Annotated in this window: 16 protein-coding genes and 1 riboswitch; of the genes, 3 read left to right on the top strand and 13 right to left on the bottom strand. The window is 57.9% G+C overall.

Features of this window, described 5'->3' with window-relative positions; genetic code table 11:
- Window positions 1-28: 28 nt before the first annotated feature.
- The 12 genes from AC2FNC_RS06385 to AC2FNC_RS06330 form a co-directional block, all read right to left on the bottom strand.
- The gene (locus AC2FNC_RS06385; RefSeq protein WP_170538855.1) at window positions 29-1045 is read right to left on the bottom strand and encodes a sugar ABC transporter substrate-binding protein; all 1017 of its coding nucleotides are present in this window, start codon (window positions 1043-1045) and stop codon (window positions 29-31) included.
- 356 nt (window positions 1046-1401) lie between these two features.
- Entirely contained in the window at window positions 1402-1686 is a 285-nt protein-coding gene (locus AC2FNC_RS06380; RefSeq protein ID WP_170770227.1) for a putative quinol monooxygenase, read from the bottom strand.
- 3 nt (window positions 1687-1689) lie between these two features.
- Window positions 1690-3303: a GMC family oxidoreductase N-terminal domain-containing protein gene (locus AC2FNC_RS06375; protein ID WP_170770225.1), complete on the bottom strand. Its 1614-nt coding sequence runs from the start codon at window positions 3301-3303 to the stop codon at window positions 1690-1692.
- Window positions 3304-3322: 19 nt separating this feature from the next.
- The gene (locus AC2FNC_RS06370; protein ID WP_170770223.1) at window positions 3323-4333 is read right to left on the bottom strand and encodes a zinc-binding alcohol dehydrogenase family protein; all 1011 of its coding nucleotides are present in this window, start codon (window positions 4331-4333) and stop codon (window positions 3323-3325) included.
- A 4-nt stretch (window positions 4334-4337) separates the two neighbouring features.
- Complete coding sequence (locus AC2FNC_RS06365; protein ID WP_170770221.1) at window positions 4338-5849, bottom strand: FGGY family carbohydrate kinase; 1512 nt, start codon at window positions 5847-5849, stop codon at window positions 4338-4340.
- Window positions 5842-6684 (bottom strand): class I fructose-bisphosphate aldolase, encoded by an 843-nt coding sequence (locus tag AC2FNC_RS06360; RefSeq protein ID WP_170770219.1) that lies wholly within the window; start codon window positions 6682-6684, stop codon window positions 5842-5844. Before AC2FNC_RS06360 ends, AC2FNC_RS06365 begins: the two co-directional genes overlap by 8 nt.
- Window positions 6675-8396: a glycerol-3-phosphate dehydrogenase/oxidase gene (locus tag AC2FNC_RS06355; RefSeq protein WP_170770217.1), complete on the bottom strand. Its 1722-nt coding sequence runs from the start codon at window positions 8394-8396 to the stop codon at window positions 6675-6677. The genes AC2FNC_RS06360 and AC2FNC_RS06355 overlap by 10 nt, the downstream gene beginning before the upstream one ends.
- 30 nt (window positions 8397-8426) lie before the next feature.
- On the bottom strand, window positions 8427-9422 hold the full coding sequence (locus tag AC2FNC_RS06350; protein WP_496714837.1) for an aldo/keto reductase: 996 nt from the start codon (window positions 9420-9422) through the stop codon (window positions 8427-8429).
- A complete protein-coding gene (locus AC2FNC_RS06345; protein ID WP_170538837.1) occupies window positions 9412-10392 on the bottom strand; it encodes a sugar-binding transcriptional regulator in 981 nt (326 codons plus the stop codon). Before AC2FNC_RS06345 ends, AC2FNC_RS06350 begins: the two co-directional genes overlap by 11 nt.
- On the bottom strand, window positions 10392-11387 hold the full coding sequence (locus tag AC2FNC_RS06340; RefSeq protein ID WP_496714836.1) for an ABC transporter permease: 996 nt from the start codon (window positions 11385-11387) through the stop codon (window positions 10392-10394). The genes AC2FNC_RS06345 and AC2FNC_RS06340 overlap by 1 nt, the downstream gene beginning before the upstream one ends.
- 14 nt (window positions 11388-11401) lie before the next feature.
- A complete protein-coding gene (locus AC2FNC_RS06335) occupies window positions 11402-12916 on the bottom strand; it encodes a sugar ABC transporter ATP-binding protein (RefSeq protein ID WP_496714835.1) in 1515 nt (504 codons plus the stop codon).
- A gap of 90 nt (window positions 12917-13006) precedes the next feature.
- Window positions 13007-14023 carry a substrate-binding domain-containing protein gene (locus AC2FNC_RS06330; RefSeq protein WP_496714834.1) on the bottom strand — a complete coding sequence of 339 codons (1017 nt, stop codon included), beginning with the start codon at window positions 14021-14023 and terminating at the stop codon, window positions 13007-13009.
- Window positions 14024-14357: 334 nt separating this feature from the next.
- On the opposite strand from AC2FNC_RS06330, the gene AC2FNC_RS06325 reads away from it, so the two are divergent.
- Entirely contained in the window at window positions 14358-14747 is a 390-nt protein-coding gene (locus AC2FNC_RS06325; RefSeq protein WP_496714833.1) for a hypothetical protein, read from the top strand.
- Window positions 14748-14965: 218 nt separating this feature from the next.
- Here AC2FNC_RS06325 and AC2FNC_RS06320 read toward each other — a convergent pair whose 3' ends face one another.
- Window positions 14966-15961, bottom strand: coding sequence for an NAD(P)-dependent oxidoreductase (locus AC2FNC_RS06320; RefSeq protein WP_480517776.1), 996 nt, complete (start codon window positions 15959-15961; stop codon window positions 14966-14968).
- A 102-nt stretch (window positions 15962-16063) separates the two neighbouring features.
- Window positions 16064-16268, top strand: a riboswitch (cobalamin riboswitch).
- A gap of 94 nt (window positions 16269-16362) precedes the next feature.
- Between AC2FNC_RS06320 and AC2FNC_RS06315 the strand changes: the two genes are divergently transcribed.
- Window positions 16363-16737 (top strand): DUF1636 family protein, encoded by a 375-nt coding sequence (locus tag AC2FNC_RS06315; RefSeq protein ID WP_480967969.1) that lies wholly within the window; start codon window positions 16363-16365, stop codon window positions 16735-16737.
- Between the two features lie 4 nt (window positions 16738-16741).
- Window positions 16742-17797 (top strand): cobalamin biosynthesis protein CobW, encoded by a 1056-nt coding sequence (gene cobW / locus AC2FNC_RS06310; RefSeq protein ID WP_480517620.1) that lies wholly within the window; start codon window positions 16742-16744, stop codon window positions 17795-17797.

Here is a 17797-nt window from a genome sequence, read left to right as displayed (position 1 = left end):
GATGTTGGACGAATGACAGATCAGCCGGTCAGCTGCCGAACTGATCTTTCAACCACTGTTCGGCCTCTTCTTTCGGCATCGACCAGTAGGACACGGTGTAGGCCTTGTAGAAGAATTCTTCAGCAGTGTCCGAGGTTGGCTGAACCTTACCATCAAGCACATCCATGATCAGGTCAATGCGGCCTTGTGCGGTTTCAACCGGCGGCAGACCCATCGAGACTTTGAGGCTGGAATTCGGGTCATAGACCTGGTCGAACTCGACCGAGTCAAAGTCGACGCTCGCCACGATTTCGGTCAGAGGCTTTCCGTTGTCGAACTTACCGCGCCCTAGTTGCGCCAGACCGGCCATTGTGCCAACGGTCAAGTTAGAGGCCTCGGAGTAAATCAAGTTTACTTCGGGCCGCTGCGTCAGCAGGTCCACGATGATCTGTTTCGCAGCTTCCTGACCCTTGCTCGAATCCAGCGCGCCCAGATTTTCCGCATCCGGGTCAACCGACAGTACTCCTTCGGCAAAAGGCGCGGTCCGGCCCGAATTCACCTCGGTATGGTTCGGCCAACCCAACTGCACCATCACGATGGGCTTGTCGGGATGCGCCTCTTTCCAAGCTTTCGCCATCTGCGCGCCCATCTCGAAAGACACCGCCGCCTCGTCACTGCGCGCGGTCGGGATGCCGGTATCGGTAATTGGGCTGAAGAACGAGGTCATCACGACATCATCGGCCAGCGCGTCTTCAACGCCGGGCGTCGCGGCCTCGGCATCCCAAATATGCAATGTGGCGGCATCGAAACCACCCGCAACAACCTGATCGACATTCTGGGTCATCACGGCAGAATCCGCCTGCCCGTCAAACACCACAACCTCGGCCCCGTATTTTTCCTTGGCATAGCGCTCTGCTTCAGCCGCCTGAGACTGGTGAAACACGTTCGACAAGTCAGACACAAAGAACGCGATCCGCTTGCCATCCTCAGCAAATGCCCCTGCCCCACCTACAAATGTCAGTGTCGTTGCCAGCAGGCCCGCCTTTAGTACATTCCTCCGCTGCATATTTCTCTCTTCCCTTTTGTTTTCTCCAGAGTGCGGTCGATCCGGAGCGATGCGCTCCAAAGCCGCGATCCCAGTCAGCACCTCTCCTCAGGAACTGAATCTGAAATTTATTGCAGTAAGTGTTATTATTATCATTTACTCTTACTTAGTCAACTTTCTTGACGACTCTTCAATGAAAAAAATTGACGTTCGAGATCAGTCTGATGATCCCGCAATACATTGATAATATTAGATATTTTTCCAAAACAAACTCAAACACTCGGCAGGCGAACGGCCTCTCTGAAATCCGGTTAGAAAAAGAGAGAAAAACCTTTCTGAAACTCTGCGAAAAATCGAAAAAACGAATCCCGCAGCGCCTAAAGCTTCGCCAACTTTTGAACGGAAATTTGGGCCTTTCCGTTTACGGCCTCCTTGAACCGGACCATGTGTGACATGCGCCCGTGATTGATGATCGCCTGAGCGCCAGACCAAATCTCGTGGATCAGAAACTCTGACCTTCGGTGGGGTGAAACGAACACATCATAGCCTTTATTACCTGCCTCCTCACGGCTGGCAAATGCCAATTCCTCGATGGCGGCACGCACTATATCTGACTGACCGTCTTCCGGAATGATGCGTGCGATGATTACAATCTCATTCATATTTCAAGCTCTCTTGCGGATCATATCCGCCGCTTTTTCAGCGATCATCACAACAGGTGAGGCCGTATTGCCCGAGACAATCTTGGGCATGATCGACGCGTCAACCACCCGCACTCCAGTCAACCCGTGCACCCGAAGGTCCGTGCCGACCACGGCAGCGGGGTCCGAGCCCATTTTGCAGGTGCCGACAGGGTGGAAAATCGTGGTGGCTATGTCGCCTACGCCCTTTACCAGATCGTCTTCGGTCTCCATCGTCGGTCCAGGTAGGATTTCTTCGGGCTGATATGGGCTCAACGCCTTGGCCGTCATGATCATCCGCGCCTGCCGCACGGATTTCGCTGCGACCCGCCTGTCATTCTCGGTCGACAGGTAATTCAGGCGAATATCGGGCTGGGATGTGGTGTCCCTTCCCTGAATATGGCAGTTTCCCACGCTTTCAGGTCGCAGATTACAGACCGAGACAGTGATGGCCGGGAACCGGTGCAGCGGATCGCCCAGCTTGTCGGTCGACAGGGGTTGCACGTGGTATTCCAGATCGGGCGTGGCCAGATCAGGGTTGGATTTGGTAAACATCCCAAACTGGCTGGGGGCCATCGACATCGGGCCTGACTGGGTCAGCCCGTATTGCAGCGCGATTTTGGCCTTACCGACCAGTGAGTTCGCCATCGTGTTCAGGGTTTTTGCGTTCTGAACCTTGAACACTGTCCGAATTTGCAGATGGTCCTGCAGGTTTTCACCCACGCCCGGGCTTTCGAGGTGCAGGGCGATCCCATGTTCGGTCAGAACGTCGCCCCGCCCAACACCCGAAAGTTCCAGGATTTTGGGCGAGTTGATCGCACCGGCGGCCAGCAACACCTCGGCCCCGGCAAACGCGTCGTAGCGAATGCCCTTTTGCACGTAGCGCACGCCCGTCACCTGCTTGCCGTCAAACAGCAGCGTCTCTGTTTCCGCGTGAGTCAGGACCCGCAGGTTGGGGCGTTTCATCGCCAGCCGGAGGAACCCTTTGGCCGTATTCCAGCGCACACCGTTGCGTTGATTGACCTCAAAAAAACCTGTGCCTTCATTGCTGCCATCGTTGAAATCCGCGCGTGGCATGATGCCGAATTCTTTGGCGCCTTCCTGAACTGCTTTCAGAATGTCCCATTCCAGACGCTGCTTTGAAACCTTCCACTCTCCTCCACCGCGATGCATATCGCTGTCACCGGCATGGTGATCTTCGGATTTGAGGAAATAGGGCAGCACGTCATCCCAACCCCAACCGGTATTGCCCAGCTGCCGCCAGTGATCGTAGTCCGCCGCCTGCCCGCGCATGTAGATCATGCCGTTGACCGAGGTGCATCCGCCCAGAACCTTGCCCCTTGGATACACCAGAGAGCGCCCGTTCAGCCCCGGCTCAGGCGCGGTCTTCATCATCCAGTCCGTGCGCGGATTGCCAATGCAATAGAGGTAGCCCACCGGAATATGAACCCAGTGGTAGTTGTCGGATCCGCCGGCCTCAAGCAGCAGGACCCGCGTATTGGGATCCTCGGTCAGGCGATTAGCCAGAACGCAACCCGCCGTGCCCGCGCCAACGATGACATAGTCGTAATCCCCATCAAGTTTCCGCGCGTCGGTCATGAATTCCCGGTCTTTCTGGTTAGTACGCGACGACAAGCTTGCCGATCATGCGACCGGTTTCAATGATCGCATGTGCCTTTTTCAACGTAGCCGCAGACAAGCCGTGCAGCGTTTTCTGCTCGGTCGTGCGGATGATCCCGTCATCGACCAGGCGGGCAACCCGGGCCAATATCTGCCCCTGCCGCGCCATATCCGCGGTACCGAACAGAGATCGGGTGAACATCAATTCCCATATCAGCGCGGCAGACTTTCCTTGCAGGGCTGAAATGTCCAGCTTTTCAGGGGTCTCGACGATGGTGCCAATCCGGCCCTGCGGCGCGATCAACTCGCACATGGCGTCCCAATGCTGCGCGGTGTCGGCATATTGGGTGATATAGCTTACGGTTTCGTGTCCCGCCGCCCGTACCTCGGCAATCAGATCGCGGTGGTTGACCACCTGATGCGCGCCCATATCCCGGCACCAGTCTTCCGTTTCCTGGCGCGAGGCGGTTGCGATCAGATGTAGACCGGTCAGCTTGCGCGCCAGTTGCACGGTAATCGATCCGACCCCGCCGGCCCCGCCGATAACCAACAGACTGGAAGGCGCCTCGTTTGTCGGCACTTGCAGCCGGTCAAACAGCATCTCCCACGCGGTCAGCGAGACCAAGGGCAATGATGCCGCTGCCGCCGGGCTGACCGAGGACGGCGCCTGTGACGCAATCCGATGATCGACCGCCTGAAACGCAGCATAGGACCCGGCGCGATTGGCATCGCCTGCATACCAAACCCGGTCGCCCTTGGTGAAACCCGTAACTTCGGGCCCTTTATCGCGAACAATGCCAACAGCGTCATATCCCAGAATGAACGGCTCCGCATGGTCCTGCTCCGCTGCGGTGCGGATGCGGCGTTTGGCATCTGCGGGGTTGACCGAGATCGCCTCAATCTCCACCAGAAGATCGTTGGGCAACACCTCCGGTTCTGGAAGGTCCACATCCAACAAGCTGTCCTGTGCTTCAATTGGTAGTGATTTCAAAAAACCTACAGCTTTCATTTGCTTACCCTTCGATTGTTTTCTGAGCGGAGTCCCAAAACCCGCGCATCGCCTTGATCAGCGCGAGATACTGCGCATACCGGGCGTCGTAGTGCGCTTGCATTTCGGTGTCCGGCTGGAACTCGGACTTGCGGCGGGTCATTTGGGTGATGGCCTCTTCGTACGATCCGTAGGTGCCTGTGGCGACCGAAACCCCGATGGCCGCACCCAAGGCTCCGGTTTCCTGCGCTTCGGCCACGTAAATCGGAACGCCGAGGCAATCGGCGAACATCTGCGGCCAGACCGGGCTGCGCGATCCGCCGCCGGACAGAACCGCCCGATCGAAACTGACCTCTGCGGATTTCAGAACTTCGATGTGTCGGCGATGCTCGAAAAGCACGCCTTCGAACAAGGCCCGCAGCATATGACCTTCGCCATGCCAGCCGGCAACGCCATAGAACCCGCCCCGGAACGACGCCCCCTGCGCCGAGCCATAGAGGAACGGGTGAAAAAACGGATCATCCGCTGCGGGCGTGACCTCGGCCACTTTGACATTGCAGTATCCGAACGGGTCATCGTGATGCGCGCCGCGTTCGACAAATTCACGCACATACCATTCTAGATTAGCCGCCGAGGTGGCGCTGGCCTCGATATTCACGAAGCGGTCTGGTCCGAAGCCCGAGACCATGAACAGATCGTCATTAACCGCCGGCGTATCCGAGAAAACCTGATTGATGCTCCACGTCCCTGCGATGATCGAGGCCTCTCCGGCGCGGACAACGCCTGACCCCATCGCACTGGAAACTACGTCGAAATAGCCGCCGATCACAGGCGTACCTGCGGTCAGACCGGTTGCTTTCGCGGCCTCGGCGCTGACGGTTCCAGCAATCTCCGCCGGGTCGATTAGGGGCGGCATCATATCGCGCGCATCGCCAAGGCCGTAGAGCGCCAGCAACCCGTCATCATAGGTACAATCCGGCATTTGCGTCAGGCCACAACCGGACATATCCGAGATCTCACTGACCCGTTCACCCGTCAATTTGTAGGTGATGAAATCCTTACACAGCATGACCGTGCCGGTTTGCGCATAGACATCGGGCCGGTGGCGTTTGATCCAGGCCAGTAAGACTGGCGTCTGGGACGGCCACGGTTTCTGCAGGCACAGCACATGCAGCGCATCGCCTGCGGCTTCGGAAAGTTCCTCGGCCAATCCGGCGGCGCGGGTATCCAGAGACTGGATGCCCACCAAAGGTTTGCCTGCCTTGTCCAGCAGATAAAGCCCGTTGCCATGGCCCGCGCAGCCCACACCGATGATCTGATCGGGCGCAATCCTGGCCTTTTCGATGCATCCGGCGATTACCTGCCGGGCATTGGACCATAGCTCATTCAGGTCGCGTTCCACATGCCCAGGCTGAGGGGTCGAGGATTGACCGTCGAGCGCCTGCATCGCCACGGGGCGGCCCTGCAGATCGAAGAGCACGGCCTTGATGACCGTATTCCCCGCATCCAGCCCCAGAATATACCCGTCCTTAGCCACGGTTATAGATATCCCACGCTTCTTCGCCACTGGCGCCATTGTGGATCATCGCCATCAGCGCCGCCACAACCGCCTTAGGGTTGTCGTGCTGATAGATATTGCGGCCATAAACCATCCCCTGCGCGCCTTGTGCCATAAGGGCCGCGGACTTCATTAGCACGTTCTTGAGATCTTCCTTGCCACCGCCACGGACCAGAACCGGCACGCGCGCAGCCTCGATCACGCGATGAAAGTCCTCGGGGTTTTCCGTGGGGTCGGCCTTGATGATGTCCGCCCCCATTTCCGAGGCCAGTCGCACCAGCGTCACGATCTTTTCGGCATTGCCATCCACCTGATAACCGCCACGCACATCATTGGGCAGCATGACCAGAGGTTCGATCATCAGCGGCATGCCATATTTGTGGCAGGCCGCGCGCACCTTGCTGATGTTTTCGACGCACTGACGGAACAGCTCGGGCTCATCTGGCAGCATGAACAGGTTCACGACTACGGCGGCCGCATCCATCTCAAGCGCGCCGATGATCGGCTCGTCGGCGTTTTGCAGCATCGACCACATGACCCGGTGGCGCTGATCGTTATAGGGGTTGCCCATGTCGATCCGCATCACCAGCGCGGGCTTGTCCTTTTCGGGCCGCGATTGCAGCAGATCCGCCTGACCATAGGCACACTGGATCGCGTCCGGCTTGGCCCCTATCAGCGTGTCCATGACACTGGCCATATCCTCAAGCCCAACCATGAAGCTGGGCTCATTACAGACCCCGTGGTCAATCGCCACGTCCAGACAGCCCCCATTGGTAAACATCCGGTTCATCCGGGCCTTGGTGCTTACACGCATTCTGTTCTCCGTTTCTTGTTTCGCGCGGCCAGAGCCTCGGCGGTGACGCCATAGAACTCGGACAATTCGTGAATAAGTGCTTGTTTTTGATCGTTGGTCTCTTGCGGGCTAAGGCCGCGCTCGTGGGCAAAGACATCGGCAAGCTGTGCCAGCAGGGCGTTCGAGATTTGCCCCGTGATAGCCAACGCGGTCCGGCGCAGTACGATGTCGGACAGGGTCTCGACATATTCGGTGCGCGTCAGCCAGATGATTTCGGCGCGTGTATAGAGGCATCCTTGCGTGAGCGGTGCGTCCTGAACCGACTGGCAGAACTGCGCCACGTCATCCGCTTGTGTCCCATAGTGCTCCATCAGGTGATGTGCGCGCTCGGGTGCGATGCGAAAATCCGCAACCAGACGGGATTTCAAGCTCTCACGATCATCAGGGAATTGCGCACCGCCGCCAATGGGCAGCCCAAGGGTCGAGGCCCGGCGTGTGTGCTCCAACTCAGCCATCACCTCATCTGCGGCTTGTTCACCAAAGGCGCGGAACGTGGTCCATTTGCCGCCGACCATGCAGAATTGTGGCACATCCCCGTCCAGCCGCCGCGTATCATGCCCGCGCGAGATGCGCCCGGTGAAATCCTGATCACTGCGCGGCAGCGGGCGGATGCCGCTATAGCTAAACACCACCTGATCAAGCGTGATCTCGACCCCCGGAAACACCAGTCGCAGCGAACCCAGGATATAGTCCAGCTCGTCGGGCTCACACCGCACCCGTTCGGCCTTGTCAACGCGGATATCGGTCGATCCGGCCAGGACCTTGCCTTGATAGGGGAACACGATGCACACCCGGCCGTCGGTGTTTTCAAAATATACCATGTGCCCACCAAGCGCCTGCAGCAGCGCCGGGTTATCAACGATCAGATGCGAGCCCTTGGTGCCCGAGACCATCCGTTCATTGACCCGGCCACCCAGCCCATTGACCGTGTCATCAAGCCACGCTCCGGTGGCGTTGACGATCACTTTCGGCATCACTGGCACAGTGGCACCGCTGCGCCGGTCGGTGACGGAATAGCTATCGCCATCCCGCGTCATTTCCGCATAGTTCAGCGCGATGCAGTCCGAGGCCTCGGCCGCGACATCGCGGATCATCTCAACGCACAGCCGCTCAGGATGGGTGATCTGGGCATCATAATACACCGCCGAGCGTGTGGCCTTTGGGGTCAAAGCGGGCCAGTCCTTGCGGGTCTGGCCGGCGCTGTTGAAATGATGCCTGGGCAGGATGCGCCGCTTGCGCGTTACCCAATCATAAAGCGACAGGCCCAGTTTGATCGGCACTGCGCCCCGGCTCGAAGGCTTGCCCTGCCAGCCAACAAAGCTGGCCGCTGCGTTGAACATACCCGAAAACACCGAGGTGATTGGAATGACCGTCGGCAAGGGCCGCACCATATGCGGTGCGTTCAGAAGTAGGGCATCGCGTTCCTGCAGGGATTCCCGCACCAGATCGAACTCACCATTCTCCAGATAACGAAGCCCTCCATGGATCATCCGCGAGGGCGCTGCACTACAGCCCGAGGCAAAGTCATTCCGTTCAACCAGAAGCACCCGAAGGCCCTGCAGGGCCAGCTCGCGGTAGACCCCAATGCCGTTGACCCCCCCGCCGACAACCACCACGTCAAACGCGGCGTTTTTGCGCAGATTTGCCAGGTTTTGTTGTCGTTGTTCTGACATGGTGATCCTGTTTCTCGCGGGGTTCAGGGCTTAGCTGTCCAGATCGCTCAGATGCGCGCGGGCCTGGGTGTCGATTTCGGCAATCTCGGCCTCGGTCAGACGCAACCGACCGGCCTTTGCATTCTCGACCGCCTGCGCCGCATCGCGCGCGCCGCATAGCGAGAAGGTGATCCCCGGCTGCTGCACCGTCCACGCAATGACCGTCTGCGCCAGCGTCGCGCCATGTGCTTCGGCAATGGGTGCGATGGTCTGCATCAGATCCGCCACTTTCTGCCGGTTCGACATGGAGAAACGTGGATTGTCCTTACGCTGATCGTCACCCGTAAACTCTCGATCCGGGCCGATCTTGCCGCTGAGCAGGCCCAAGGCCAGCGAGGAGTAGCTGAGAACCGACACGCCATTCTCACGACATACGGGCAGCAGCGTGCCTTCGATGTCGCGTTTGACCATCGAATATTCTTCCTGAATCGCATCCAGCTGACCGGCGGCCACATAAGCTTTGACCTCGTCTGCCGAGGTGTTGCTGGCCCCTATGGACCGGATCTTGCCCTGCTGTTTCAGGGTCTCCAGTGCCTCCATCGTCTCAGCGATGGGGGTGGTCGGGTCCTGCCAGTGGGTGATGTAGTGGTCGATATAGTCGGTGCCCAGACGGGTCAGGCTTTGTTCGACCTCATAGATAATCGCGTCCTTGCCCAGATAGCGATGCACCGGCTTGCCGTCATAGTCGAAGAAATGGTTGCCCTTTCGCGTGTGCCAAACCAGCCCGCATTTGGTGGCCAGCACCACCTTGTCGCGGCGGCCTTTCAGCGCTTTGCCCACAATATCCTCGGCCACACCCTGCCCATAGGCAGGCGCCGTGTCGATGAGTGTCACGCCCGCATCGACCGAGGCCTGAATGGCGGCGATGGATTTTGCCTCATCCGTGCCGCCCCACATCCAGCCACCGATGGCCCATGTGCCCAGCCCGATGACCGAGGCTTCGATCCCGGATGCTCCGATTTCGCGAGTCAGCATCTCATGCGACATCTCGTGTTCCTTCCATTTCCTGTATGACTGCGGTCGCTGTATCTTCGTCCAGGATCAGCGAATTGAGAAACTTTCCGTTCAGCACCGCCTTGATCGGCAATACTTTTTGTGCCCCCGCACTAACACCGATCACTCGTGTGCATGGAGTCAGATCGGTCGGCGCAACCGAGACCAACCGCGAATTCAGCGCATAATTCGACACAGATCCGTCGATATGGATCAGATGAGCAAGGAACTCTCCGATCACACCCATGCCCATCAGCATCTTGCGGTCTGCCTCGGGCACCGGATGCAAGTCGTAGTAGCTGGAACCTTCGGGCTCGATTGACCCGACACCCACCAGCGCCACATTGGCGCGACGGGCGAGGTCCAGCACTTCGCGGATCGAGGACACCTGTTCCAGCATATCCCGCTGATCGCGGCTTTCGGCGAACAGCGGCGCGTGCAGCAGCATGGATTTACCGCCCAGCCGATCCGCCATCTGCGTCGCCAGATGGTTAACGTCTGTATAGTGCTTGCCCTGAATTCCACCCGTCAGCGGTACAACGGTCACGTCAAAGGCACGCTCAGCCTGCAGCACCTCAACTGTGGCACTGACCGCTTTACCCCCGGTGATCGCAATGACATCCCCATCACGCAATGTCTCAAGCAGGTGGTTTGCGGCTGCGCGACCGACTTGCTGCAGAGTTGTTTCCGCACTGCCCGCAACCGATGGCGTCACGATAACTTCTGAAAGGCTGGTCGAGCCGGTCAAGCCACGCTCGATATCCATCAGCGTCTCGAACGGGCTCTCGATGTCGATCTTGACCATGCCCATCTTGCGGCCCTGAGTGATCAGGCGATTGACCTTGGAATTCGACAGGTTCAGGTCGCGCGCGATATCGGCCTGTTTCTTGCCCTCAAGGTAATGCAGGACCAGGACGGTGTGGATCTGCCGGATCAGTTCAAAGTCATTCTTCTTATCGACCATCACCCGCGCCTTTTGTTCAGGTAGTGGTCGATGGTCACCGCCGCCAGCAGGATCGAACCGCGGATGATGTCCTGCCAGTAGACCGACACGTCCAGCAGCGCCAGCGAACTGGACACCAATGACAGAAGGATCACGCCGAGGATTGCACCCAGGATAGACCCCGAGCCGCCGTTCAGGCTGGCCCCGCCGATGACGGCTGCGGCGATGATGGTCAGCTCCAGCCCTAACCCGAACGTGGGCTGGGCCGAGCCAAACCGGGCCATGTAGATGATGCCCGCGATACCGCACAGCGTCGAACACAGGGTGGTGGTCAGGAAGATCACCTTTTTGGTGCGAATGCCGGAATAGGCGGCGGCTTTCTCGTTGCTGCCGGTGTAGAACACTTTGCGGAACATGGTCGTCCGGCGCAGCATGAAGTCGAAAGCGATCACGAAGACCAGAAAGATCACGATCACGATCGGGATCGGGCCGATGGTGCCCTGCCCGATGAATTTGAACTCGGGCGGCAGGGTATAAAGGCCCAGTGGTCGCCCTCCGGTGAATAGCAGGCAAGCGCCCCGCGCGATCACCATGATCGCGAGCGACACGATGAAATGGTGCAGCCCTACCTTGGTCACGAAGAACCCCATAAAAGCTCCGATCCCCGTACACAGCGCAATCGCCATGACCGAGGCGACCCAAGGGTCAATTCCGCTGAGGAACAGCCACCCCGCGATCACCATCGCCAGTGCCGTCACTGACCCCACCGACAGATCGATCCCGCCCGAAATCAGCAGGATCGTCATCCCAATCACCAGCAGGCCATCGACGGCAAATGCCATCGACATGGCGCGCATATTGGCCCAGGTCAGAAAATAGGGCGAGGCAAAGGACATAATCAGGAACAGCGCCAGAATGATGACGATCAGCCCTGTCTCGCGCATCCGAAACAGGCGTTTCAGCAGAGGCGTGTTGCCGGTTGCACCCGCTTCGGCCAGATTTACGGTGTTGTCCATATTCGTCTCTCCGCTCATGCGATCGAGGCCTGCGCGTCCATGACCGAGGCTAGGTGCATGATGTTTTCTTCTGTCATCTCATCGTCCGTGACCTGCCCGCTGATGCGTCCTTCGCGCACCACCAGCACCCGGTCGCAGACACCGATCAGTTCGGGCAATTCGGATGAGATCACCACGATCCCCACGCCATCATTGGCCAGATCGCGCAGGATGCGGTGAATCTCGGATTTCGCGCCCACATCAACCCCACGGGTCGGTTCATCCAAAAAGATCAGGCGCGGGTTGACCGAGAGCATCTTGGCCAGCGCCACCTTTTGCTGATTTCCCCCCGACAGAGATGAAACCGGATCACTCAACGACCCGCACTTGAGGTTCAGCTTGCGCCCCAATACTTCGGCCTGCGCCTCTTCAGTGTCTGGCTGGATCAAACCGATCCCGTTGGCCACCTGTTCCAAATTCAGCGCCGAAACGTTGGCGGCAATCGGCAGGTCCAGGAACACCCCATCCCCTTTGCGATCCTCGGACAGGTACACCATCCCCTTGGCGATACTGTCCTGGTAATTGCGCAGCTTCAGCTCTTCACCGTTCAGCCAGATTTGTCCGGTCACCTCGCCCTCAATCTGGCAGATGCCCTTGACGATCTCGCTGCGACCAGCGCCGATCAGACCGGCAATACCCAGAATTTCACCCTTATTCAGCGTGAATGACACATCACGAAACCGCTTCGCTTCGGTCAGGCTGCGCACGTCGAGGATGACCTGATCTAAGGGCACCTCCTGTTTGTTGGGGTAGAGATTATCGATCACCCGCCCGACCATCGCGTTGACCACATCACTGGGCTGAACATCGGCCACATTGTTCGTGACTATATGCTGACCGTCCCGGAACACCGACACCCGGTCGCAATTGTCGAAAATCTCGACCATACGGTGCGAAATATAGATGATCGAGATCCCCTGATCCGCCAGATTGCGCATGATCCCAAAAAGGGTCTGAGCCTCGGTTTCCGTGAGTGCGGCAGTAGGTTCATCCAGGATCAGAATGCGGCAATCAAGCGTCAAGGCCTTTGCAATCTCAACCAGTTGCTGGTTCGAGATCGAGAGGTTTTTCACCAGAACCGATGGGTCGATATCGCTGAGCTGGCGAAACACATCCACGGCGTCATGTTCCAGTTTGCAATAATCCATCAGCCAGGACCGGCTGACATTGGTCTTGGCCATGAAGATATTCTCGGCCACCGACACATCCGGACACAGCGCGATTTCCTGATGAACGAAACCGATACCCAGTTGCTGCGCCATCGTTGGTGACGAGATTTTGACTGCTTTGCCGTTCAGAACGATCTGCCCGCTGTCCGGCTGCAAAATCCCGTCGATCACGTTCATCAGGGTCGACTTGCCTGCACCGTTTTCGCCTGCAATCGCGTGGATTTCCCCCTTGCGGAGTTCAAAATCGATCCCTCGCAGCGCCTTGACCGGGCCAAAGGACTTGCTGAGGTTCGATATCTGAAGGATCACGTCATCTTGCATGGCAGCACCTTCTGGGGTGTCTCTTATTTGTTGCTGGAACCGCCCGTGAAAATCGGAACTGCACGGGCGGCTCGACGGGGAGTTTCCCGATCAGGCCGGGTCGCGGCCTTCCATGTAGACGTTCAGATCAAAGCTGTCGGCATTGTCTTTGGTGATGACCGCAAAGCCATTGTCCATGAACGGGATCTGAACCGGGTTGAAGCCGCTGGTTCTCCAGTCATTGAACGGATCGAATACACCCGACCGGTTGGCCAGATGCACTGCCATGAAGCCCATGAAGCCTTGCACGCCCTGGTTGGGGTTCAGAGACATGTGGATGTTGCCCGCGCGAATATGCTCCAAGGTCGTGGGCGTCACGTCCGCATGCATAATCAAGATATCCGAATTGGCTTCCAGCTTGGCTGCAACCGCACCTTCCGCCGAGCCGGCTTCGGGGATCCAGATCGCCGCCACATTCGGGTTGGCCTGAATGATCGAAGCCGTCGCACGATAGGCCGCATTGCTGTCCTGGTTCGTGGCCTGACGACCGACCAGCTTCATGTTTGGATAGTTCGCCTCCATATACGCGATTAGAGCCGTCACGCGCAGGTCATGGTTCGACTGGCCCGGGTTCTCAAGAACCGCATATTCGGCGCTGTCACCCACTTGTTTAACAATCTCTTCGGCAGCGAACTTCGCTTCGGCATGGTTGTCCGACGTGATATAGCCGGTACGCTTGGAATTCGGGCTGTCGGCGGCGAATGTCACAATCTCAGTGCCGCCGTCGATGGCGCGATTGATTGGCTCGATGAAAGGATCGGATTGCATCGGATGCAGCAAAACACCCGCTGGCGACTTTACCAGATCCTGCTCGAACGAGGCGATCTGCTTGGTGATGTCATAGTCAGGCGTTCCTGAGAAAACAGTATCGCAACCAAACGCATTGGCCGCTTGCTTGAAGCCCTGATAAACCGGAACCCAATAGGGATGGCCCGAAACCATGACGTTCATAACATAAGTCTCGCCGGGTTCACACATGATGCCTTCGGCCTGCGTCGACTCGGCAGTGATTCCAGCAACTGCCAATGCGGCGGATGCGAAGAATGTGTTTAATCCACTGTACTTCATAGATTTCCTCCCTGCAGAAAGCTCTTGCTGTTGAGGTGCCTTGTTCCTCCTCACCTGAATCGCAAGATATTTCACTAGATGATGTTTATTGCATCTCCACTTTTAAGGTCGCCGCGAAGGAGGCGTCAAACACTTTCGGTATTAATTTTGTTATTTGAAATTTATTTCATTCACGAAATTTGATTTGCATGTGATTTGTTCCCGTTTCAACGAGAACGGGCCAATACCCAGAGGAAATCTTGATTTCGATTTAGGTGACCTCGCTGAAACTAAGCCACGAGTTTAGTTGGTCTTGTCTTACTTCAGGTCCGACAGCCCGGCCGAGGCGTGCGACTTGTTTGTAGATGAAAGATTTGTCGAACGACTTTTGAGGTTCCGAGTTTGCATCGAGCCCCTTGACAACAGCACCTTCCCATTGCCGACCGTTGTGCCTGTAGCGAAAGACCCAGGATCGCCCGCCAGTGCCGGTTATCTGCAATGCAAGCCCGGCCACGCCGCCCACTGCGTGTACGCCGGCGCGCGTCAGCCGTTTCACTTCGAGAGATCCGAGCTCTCTGGCACGTTTTGGCAATACTTGCGCCCTCTGTTCGATCAGGGAATCGAACTCGACCTGGGGATTCCAACCCCATTCCTACCCGCCCAAACGGATGCAACCCATGGCTATTTCATGCGACGAAATGGAACAAGTAAAATCGACCAGGCCATTGAAATTAAAACGAAATGATACGAATCGCGACAGCGGTTCTCAAGTGGTACTCGCCTCCAACAACATCCAAATCGCTGACTTAACCCCGCAGTACACGCGTGCGACGCTCGGTATTTCAAGACGTTCAAGGCCCGCGATTCTGTCGAATTGCGGGCCAGATATGGCGTGTTTTTCGGAACACCTGCCTACCCCTGCTCGTTCAAGGGGCGAGATTTTGTCTGGTATGTGCTTTACGTTCAGGCGCGCCCTTGTGGCACAACCTCGTATCCCGGCTCCTCCGGCTCATCATCCGTCATTTCGGCAGGGAAGCCCGGGGCGGTGATATCCAGGCCGGTTGCCTCTTCCAGCCGCTTGATAATATTTGGTGAAAGCTCGCGTTCGCCATAGCGTGCGATACCATCGTTAAAGATGTTGATCATCACCGGGTTTATTTCCAGCGGCACCCCGGCGCGGTCGGCGACCTCCTGAAACAGACCGATATCCTTCTTCACCAGATCCATGGTGAAGGAAATATCGCGCGACCCGTTCAAGATGACCTGACTTTCGGTTTCGTGCACGAAGGACGTGCCGGACGAGATTTTGATCGCCTCATAGGTCGTGTTCAGATCCATCCCCGCAGCCTTTGCCGTAACCAGTGCTTCGGCGCAGGTGATCAGGTTGGCGGTGGCAAGATAATTGGTCATCACTTTCAGCACCGAGGCCGAGCCCAGTTCGCCGGTGTGCAAAACCCGACGACCCATTGTCGTCAGGAACGGCAGAATTCGTTCAAACGTTTCCCGGTCACAGCCCGCAAAGATCGAGATATTGCCCGTCGCGGCACGGTGGCACCCGCCAGAAACCGGGCAATCGACGGCCGCACCGCCGCGCGATATGACTTCGGCTCCCAGGCGTTTGACTTCGGCCTCGTCCGTGGTCGACATCTCCATCCAGATCTTGCCGGGGCCCACTTCGGGCAACATCTCCTGCATCACTGCATCCGATGCTGCCGGAGACGGCAGACAGGTGATCACCGCATCGCAATCGCGCATCAACTGGGCGGGCCCCTCAGCCGCCTTTGCACCTTTGGCGACAAACTCGGCCACCAGATCCGCGTTCAGGTCATGCACAGTCAGATCAATGCCGTTGCGCAAAAGGGATCCCGAAAGCTTGCCGCCTACGTTACCCAGACCGATAAATCCCACTTTCATATGACGCATCTCCAAGTTCGTCGTTTTCCCGTCATGCGACCACATACCGAACACATTCTTCATGCCGCCGAACGACGCCTACAGGTCGCTTTTTTCTCCTTGGCTTATTTGTTGCGCGCGAACCGCTTGACAAGCGGGTCAGCGGTGCCGCATGTCCCTGTCGTTGGTGTCGGCGACAGCCGATGAAAAGGGAATGCGTCAACGGTTCATCCGCCAAACGCAGCCGCCCCCGCGACCGTGACCGGAGAGGATGCCCAATGCCACTGGCCTGTGCCGGGAAGGCGGGACATCCGACAGAGCGACCGCTCTGGCATCCGCAAGCCGGGAGACCTGCCAACACCCGAAGTTGAAACCGGGCGGGGTGTTCCGGTGTCGGGTCCATGTGCAGACGTGGTGCCCGCATGAAACCCCGTCCCCCGCGAAGAGGATTTGGGGGGATGAGAGACATGACCGAGAACGCACCGGTAGAGCTACTGGTCTGCACGACTTGCCGCCGGGGTCTGCCCGTCGAGGATGACGCTGAGCGACCCGGCACATTGTTGCACAAGGCCCTGGAACAGGCTGCCTTGCCGGATGGCATCATTCTGAAACCGGTCGAATGCCTTTCGAACTGCGATCAGGGCTGTTCCATCGTTCTTCGGGGCGGGCCGGATCGCTGGACCTTTGTTTACGAGAATCTGAACGAAATCGATCACGTCGATGTCATCATCGATGGCGCGACTAAGTATCTGGCCACAGGCGATGGTCTGGTGAAATGGCGCGACCGTCCTGAACATTTCCGCAAAAACTGCGCCTCGCGCATTCCCCCGATTGGAGCCTGAGATCATGTCGAACCTTGAAAAACTCCCCGTCACTGTGATCACCGGCTTTCTGGGCTCGGGCAAAACCACGCTGGTGCGCCATCTGATGCAGAACCCGCAGGGCAAGCGCCTTGCGATTGTTGTTAACGAGTTTGGCGATGTGGGTGTTGATGGCGACATCCTGAAGTCCTGCGCGATTCCGGAATGCCCTGCGGAAAACATCATGGAACTGGCAAACGGCTGCATCTGCTGCACCGTGGCCGACGATTTCATCCCGACCATCGAGGCGCTGATGGCGCTGGAACCGCGCCCGGATCACATTTTGATCGAAACATCCGGCCTTGCACTGCCCAAACCGCTGCTGAAAGCGTTTGATTGGCCTGATATCCGTTCGAAAATTACCGTTGATGGCGTTATTGCGCTGGCCGATGCCGAGGCCGTGGCCGCCGGTCGCTTTGCTCCGAACGTTGAAGCGGTGGATGCCCAACGGCTGGCTGATGACTCGATCGACCACGAAACACCCTTGTCCGAGGTGTTCGAGGATCAGATCTCGTGCGCGGATATCATCCTGCTGACCAAGCCCGATCTGGCAGGTCCCGAAGGTGTCGCGAAAGCTAAACAGATCATCGCCGCTGAGGCGCCGCGCCCGCTTCCTGTCGTCGAGGTTGCCGAGGGTGTCGTCGACGTACGCGTCGTGCTTGGCCTTGAGGCTGCCGCCGAAGATGACATGGACGCGCGCCCGTCACATCACGATGGCCATCACGATCATGAGCATGACGATTTCGAAAGCATCATCGTCGAGTTGCCGGAACAGACCGACCCGGCGGAACTGGTTGCCAGGATTGAACGTCTGGCAACTGAGCTGAATATCCTGCGCGTCAAAGGCTATGCCGCCGTCACAGGCAAACCGATGCGCCTGCTGGTTCAGGCTGTCGGCGCACGGGTTCGTCACCAATACGACCGCCCGTGGGAACCCGGTGAGGTGCGCCGCTCGCGCCTGGTCGTCATTGCCGAACATGACGACATCAAAGAGGCTGAGATCCGTGATATCCTAGTGGGTGTGACCGAGGTTGCCGAGTAA

Source organism: Ruegeria sp. BHSA123, from assembly GCF_059613425.1.
Note: the sequence above shows the minus strand (reverse complement) of the source record. Positions and strands in the feature narration are given on the sequence as shown.

What these genes read in the sequence shown, in the direction of transcription:
- AC2FNC_RS06350 (WP_496714837.1), bottom strand. Translation starts at nt 9,422, where the DNA reads ATGTCGCATGAGATGCTGACTCGCGAAATCGGAGCATCCGGGATCGAA.
- AC2FNC_RS06385 (WP_170538855.1), bottom strand. Translation starts at nt 1,045, where the DNA reads ATGCAGCGGAGGAATGTACTAAAGGCGGGCCTGCTGGCAACGACACTG.
- AC2FNC_RS06320 (WP_480517776.1), bottom strand. Translation starts at nt 15,961, where the DNA reads ATGTGGTCGCATGACGGGAAAACGACGAACTTGGAGATGCGTCATATG.
- AC2FNC_RS06360 (WP_170770219.1), bottom strand. Translation starts at nt 6,684, where the DNA reads ATGCGTGTAAGCACCAAGGCCCGGATGAACCGGATGTTTACCAATGGG.
- AC2FNC_RS06315 (WP_480967969.1), top strand. Translation starts at nt 16,363, where the DNA reads ATGACCGAGAACGCACCGGTAGAGCTACTGGTCTGCACGACTTGCCGC.
- AC2FNC_RS06370 (WP_170770223.1), bottom strand. Translation starts at nt 4,333, where the DNA reads ATGAAAGCTGTAGGTTTTTTGAAATCACTACCAATTGAAGCACAGGAC.
- AC2FNC_RS06340 (WP_496714836.1), bottom strand. Translation starts at nt 11,387, where the DNA reads ATGGACAACACCGTAAATCTGGCCGAAGCGGGTGCAACCGGCAACACG.
- AC2FNC_RS06380 (WP_170770227.1), bottom strand. Translation starts at nt 1,686, where the DNA reads ATGAATGAGATTGTAATCATCGCACGCATCATTCCGGAAGACGGTCAG.
- AC2FNC_RS06355 (WP_170770217.1), bottom strand. Translation starts at nt 8,396, where the DNA reads ATGTCAGAACAACGACAACAAAACCTGGCAAATCTGCGCAAAAACGCC.
- AC2FNC_RS06345 (WP_170538837.1), bottom strand. Translation starts at nt 10,392, where the DNA reads ATGGTCGATAAGAAGAATGACTTTGAACTGATCCGGCAGATCCACACC.
- AC2FNC_RS06330 (WP_496714834.1), bottom strand. Translation starts at nt 14,023, where the DNA reads ATGAAGTACAGTGGATTAAACACATTCTTCGCATCCGCCGCATTGGCA.
- AC2FNC_RS06375 (WP_170770225.1), bottom strand. Translation starts at nt 3,303, where the DNA reads ATGACCGACGCGCGGAAACTTGATGGGGATTACGACTATGTCATCGTT.
- cobW (WP_480517620.1), top strand. Translation starts at nt 16,742, where the DNA reads ATGTCGAACCTTGAAAAACTCCCCGTCACTGTGATCACCGGCTTTCTG.
- AC2FNC_RS06335 (WP_496714835.1), bottom strand. Translation starts at nt 12,916, where the DNA reads ATGCAAGATGACGTGATCCTTCAGATATCGAACCTCAGCAAGTCCTTT.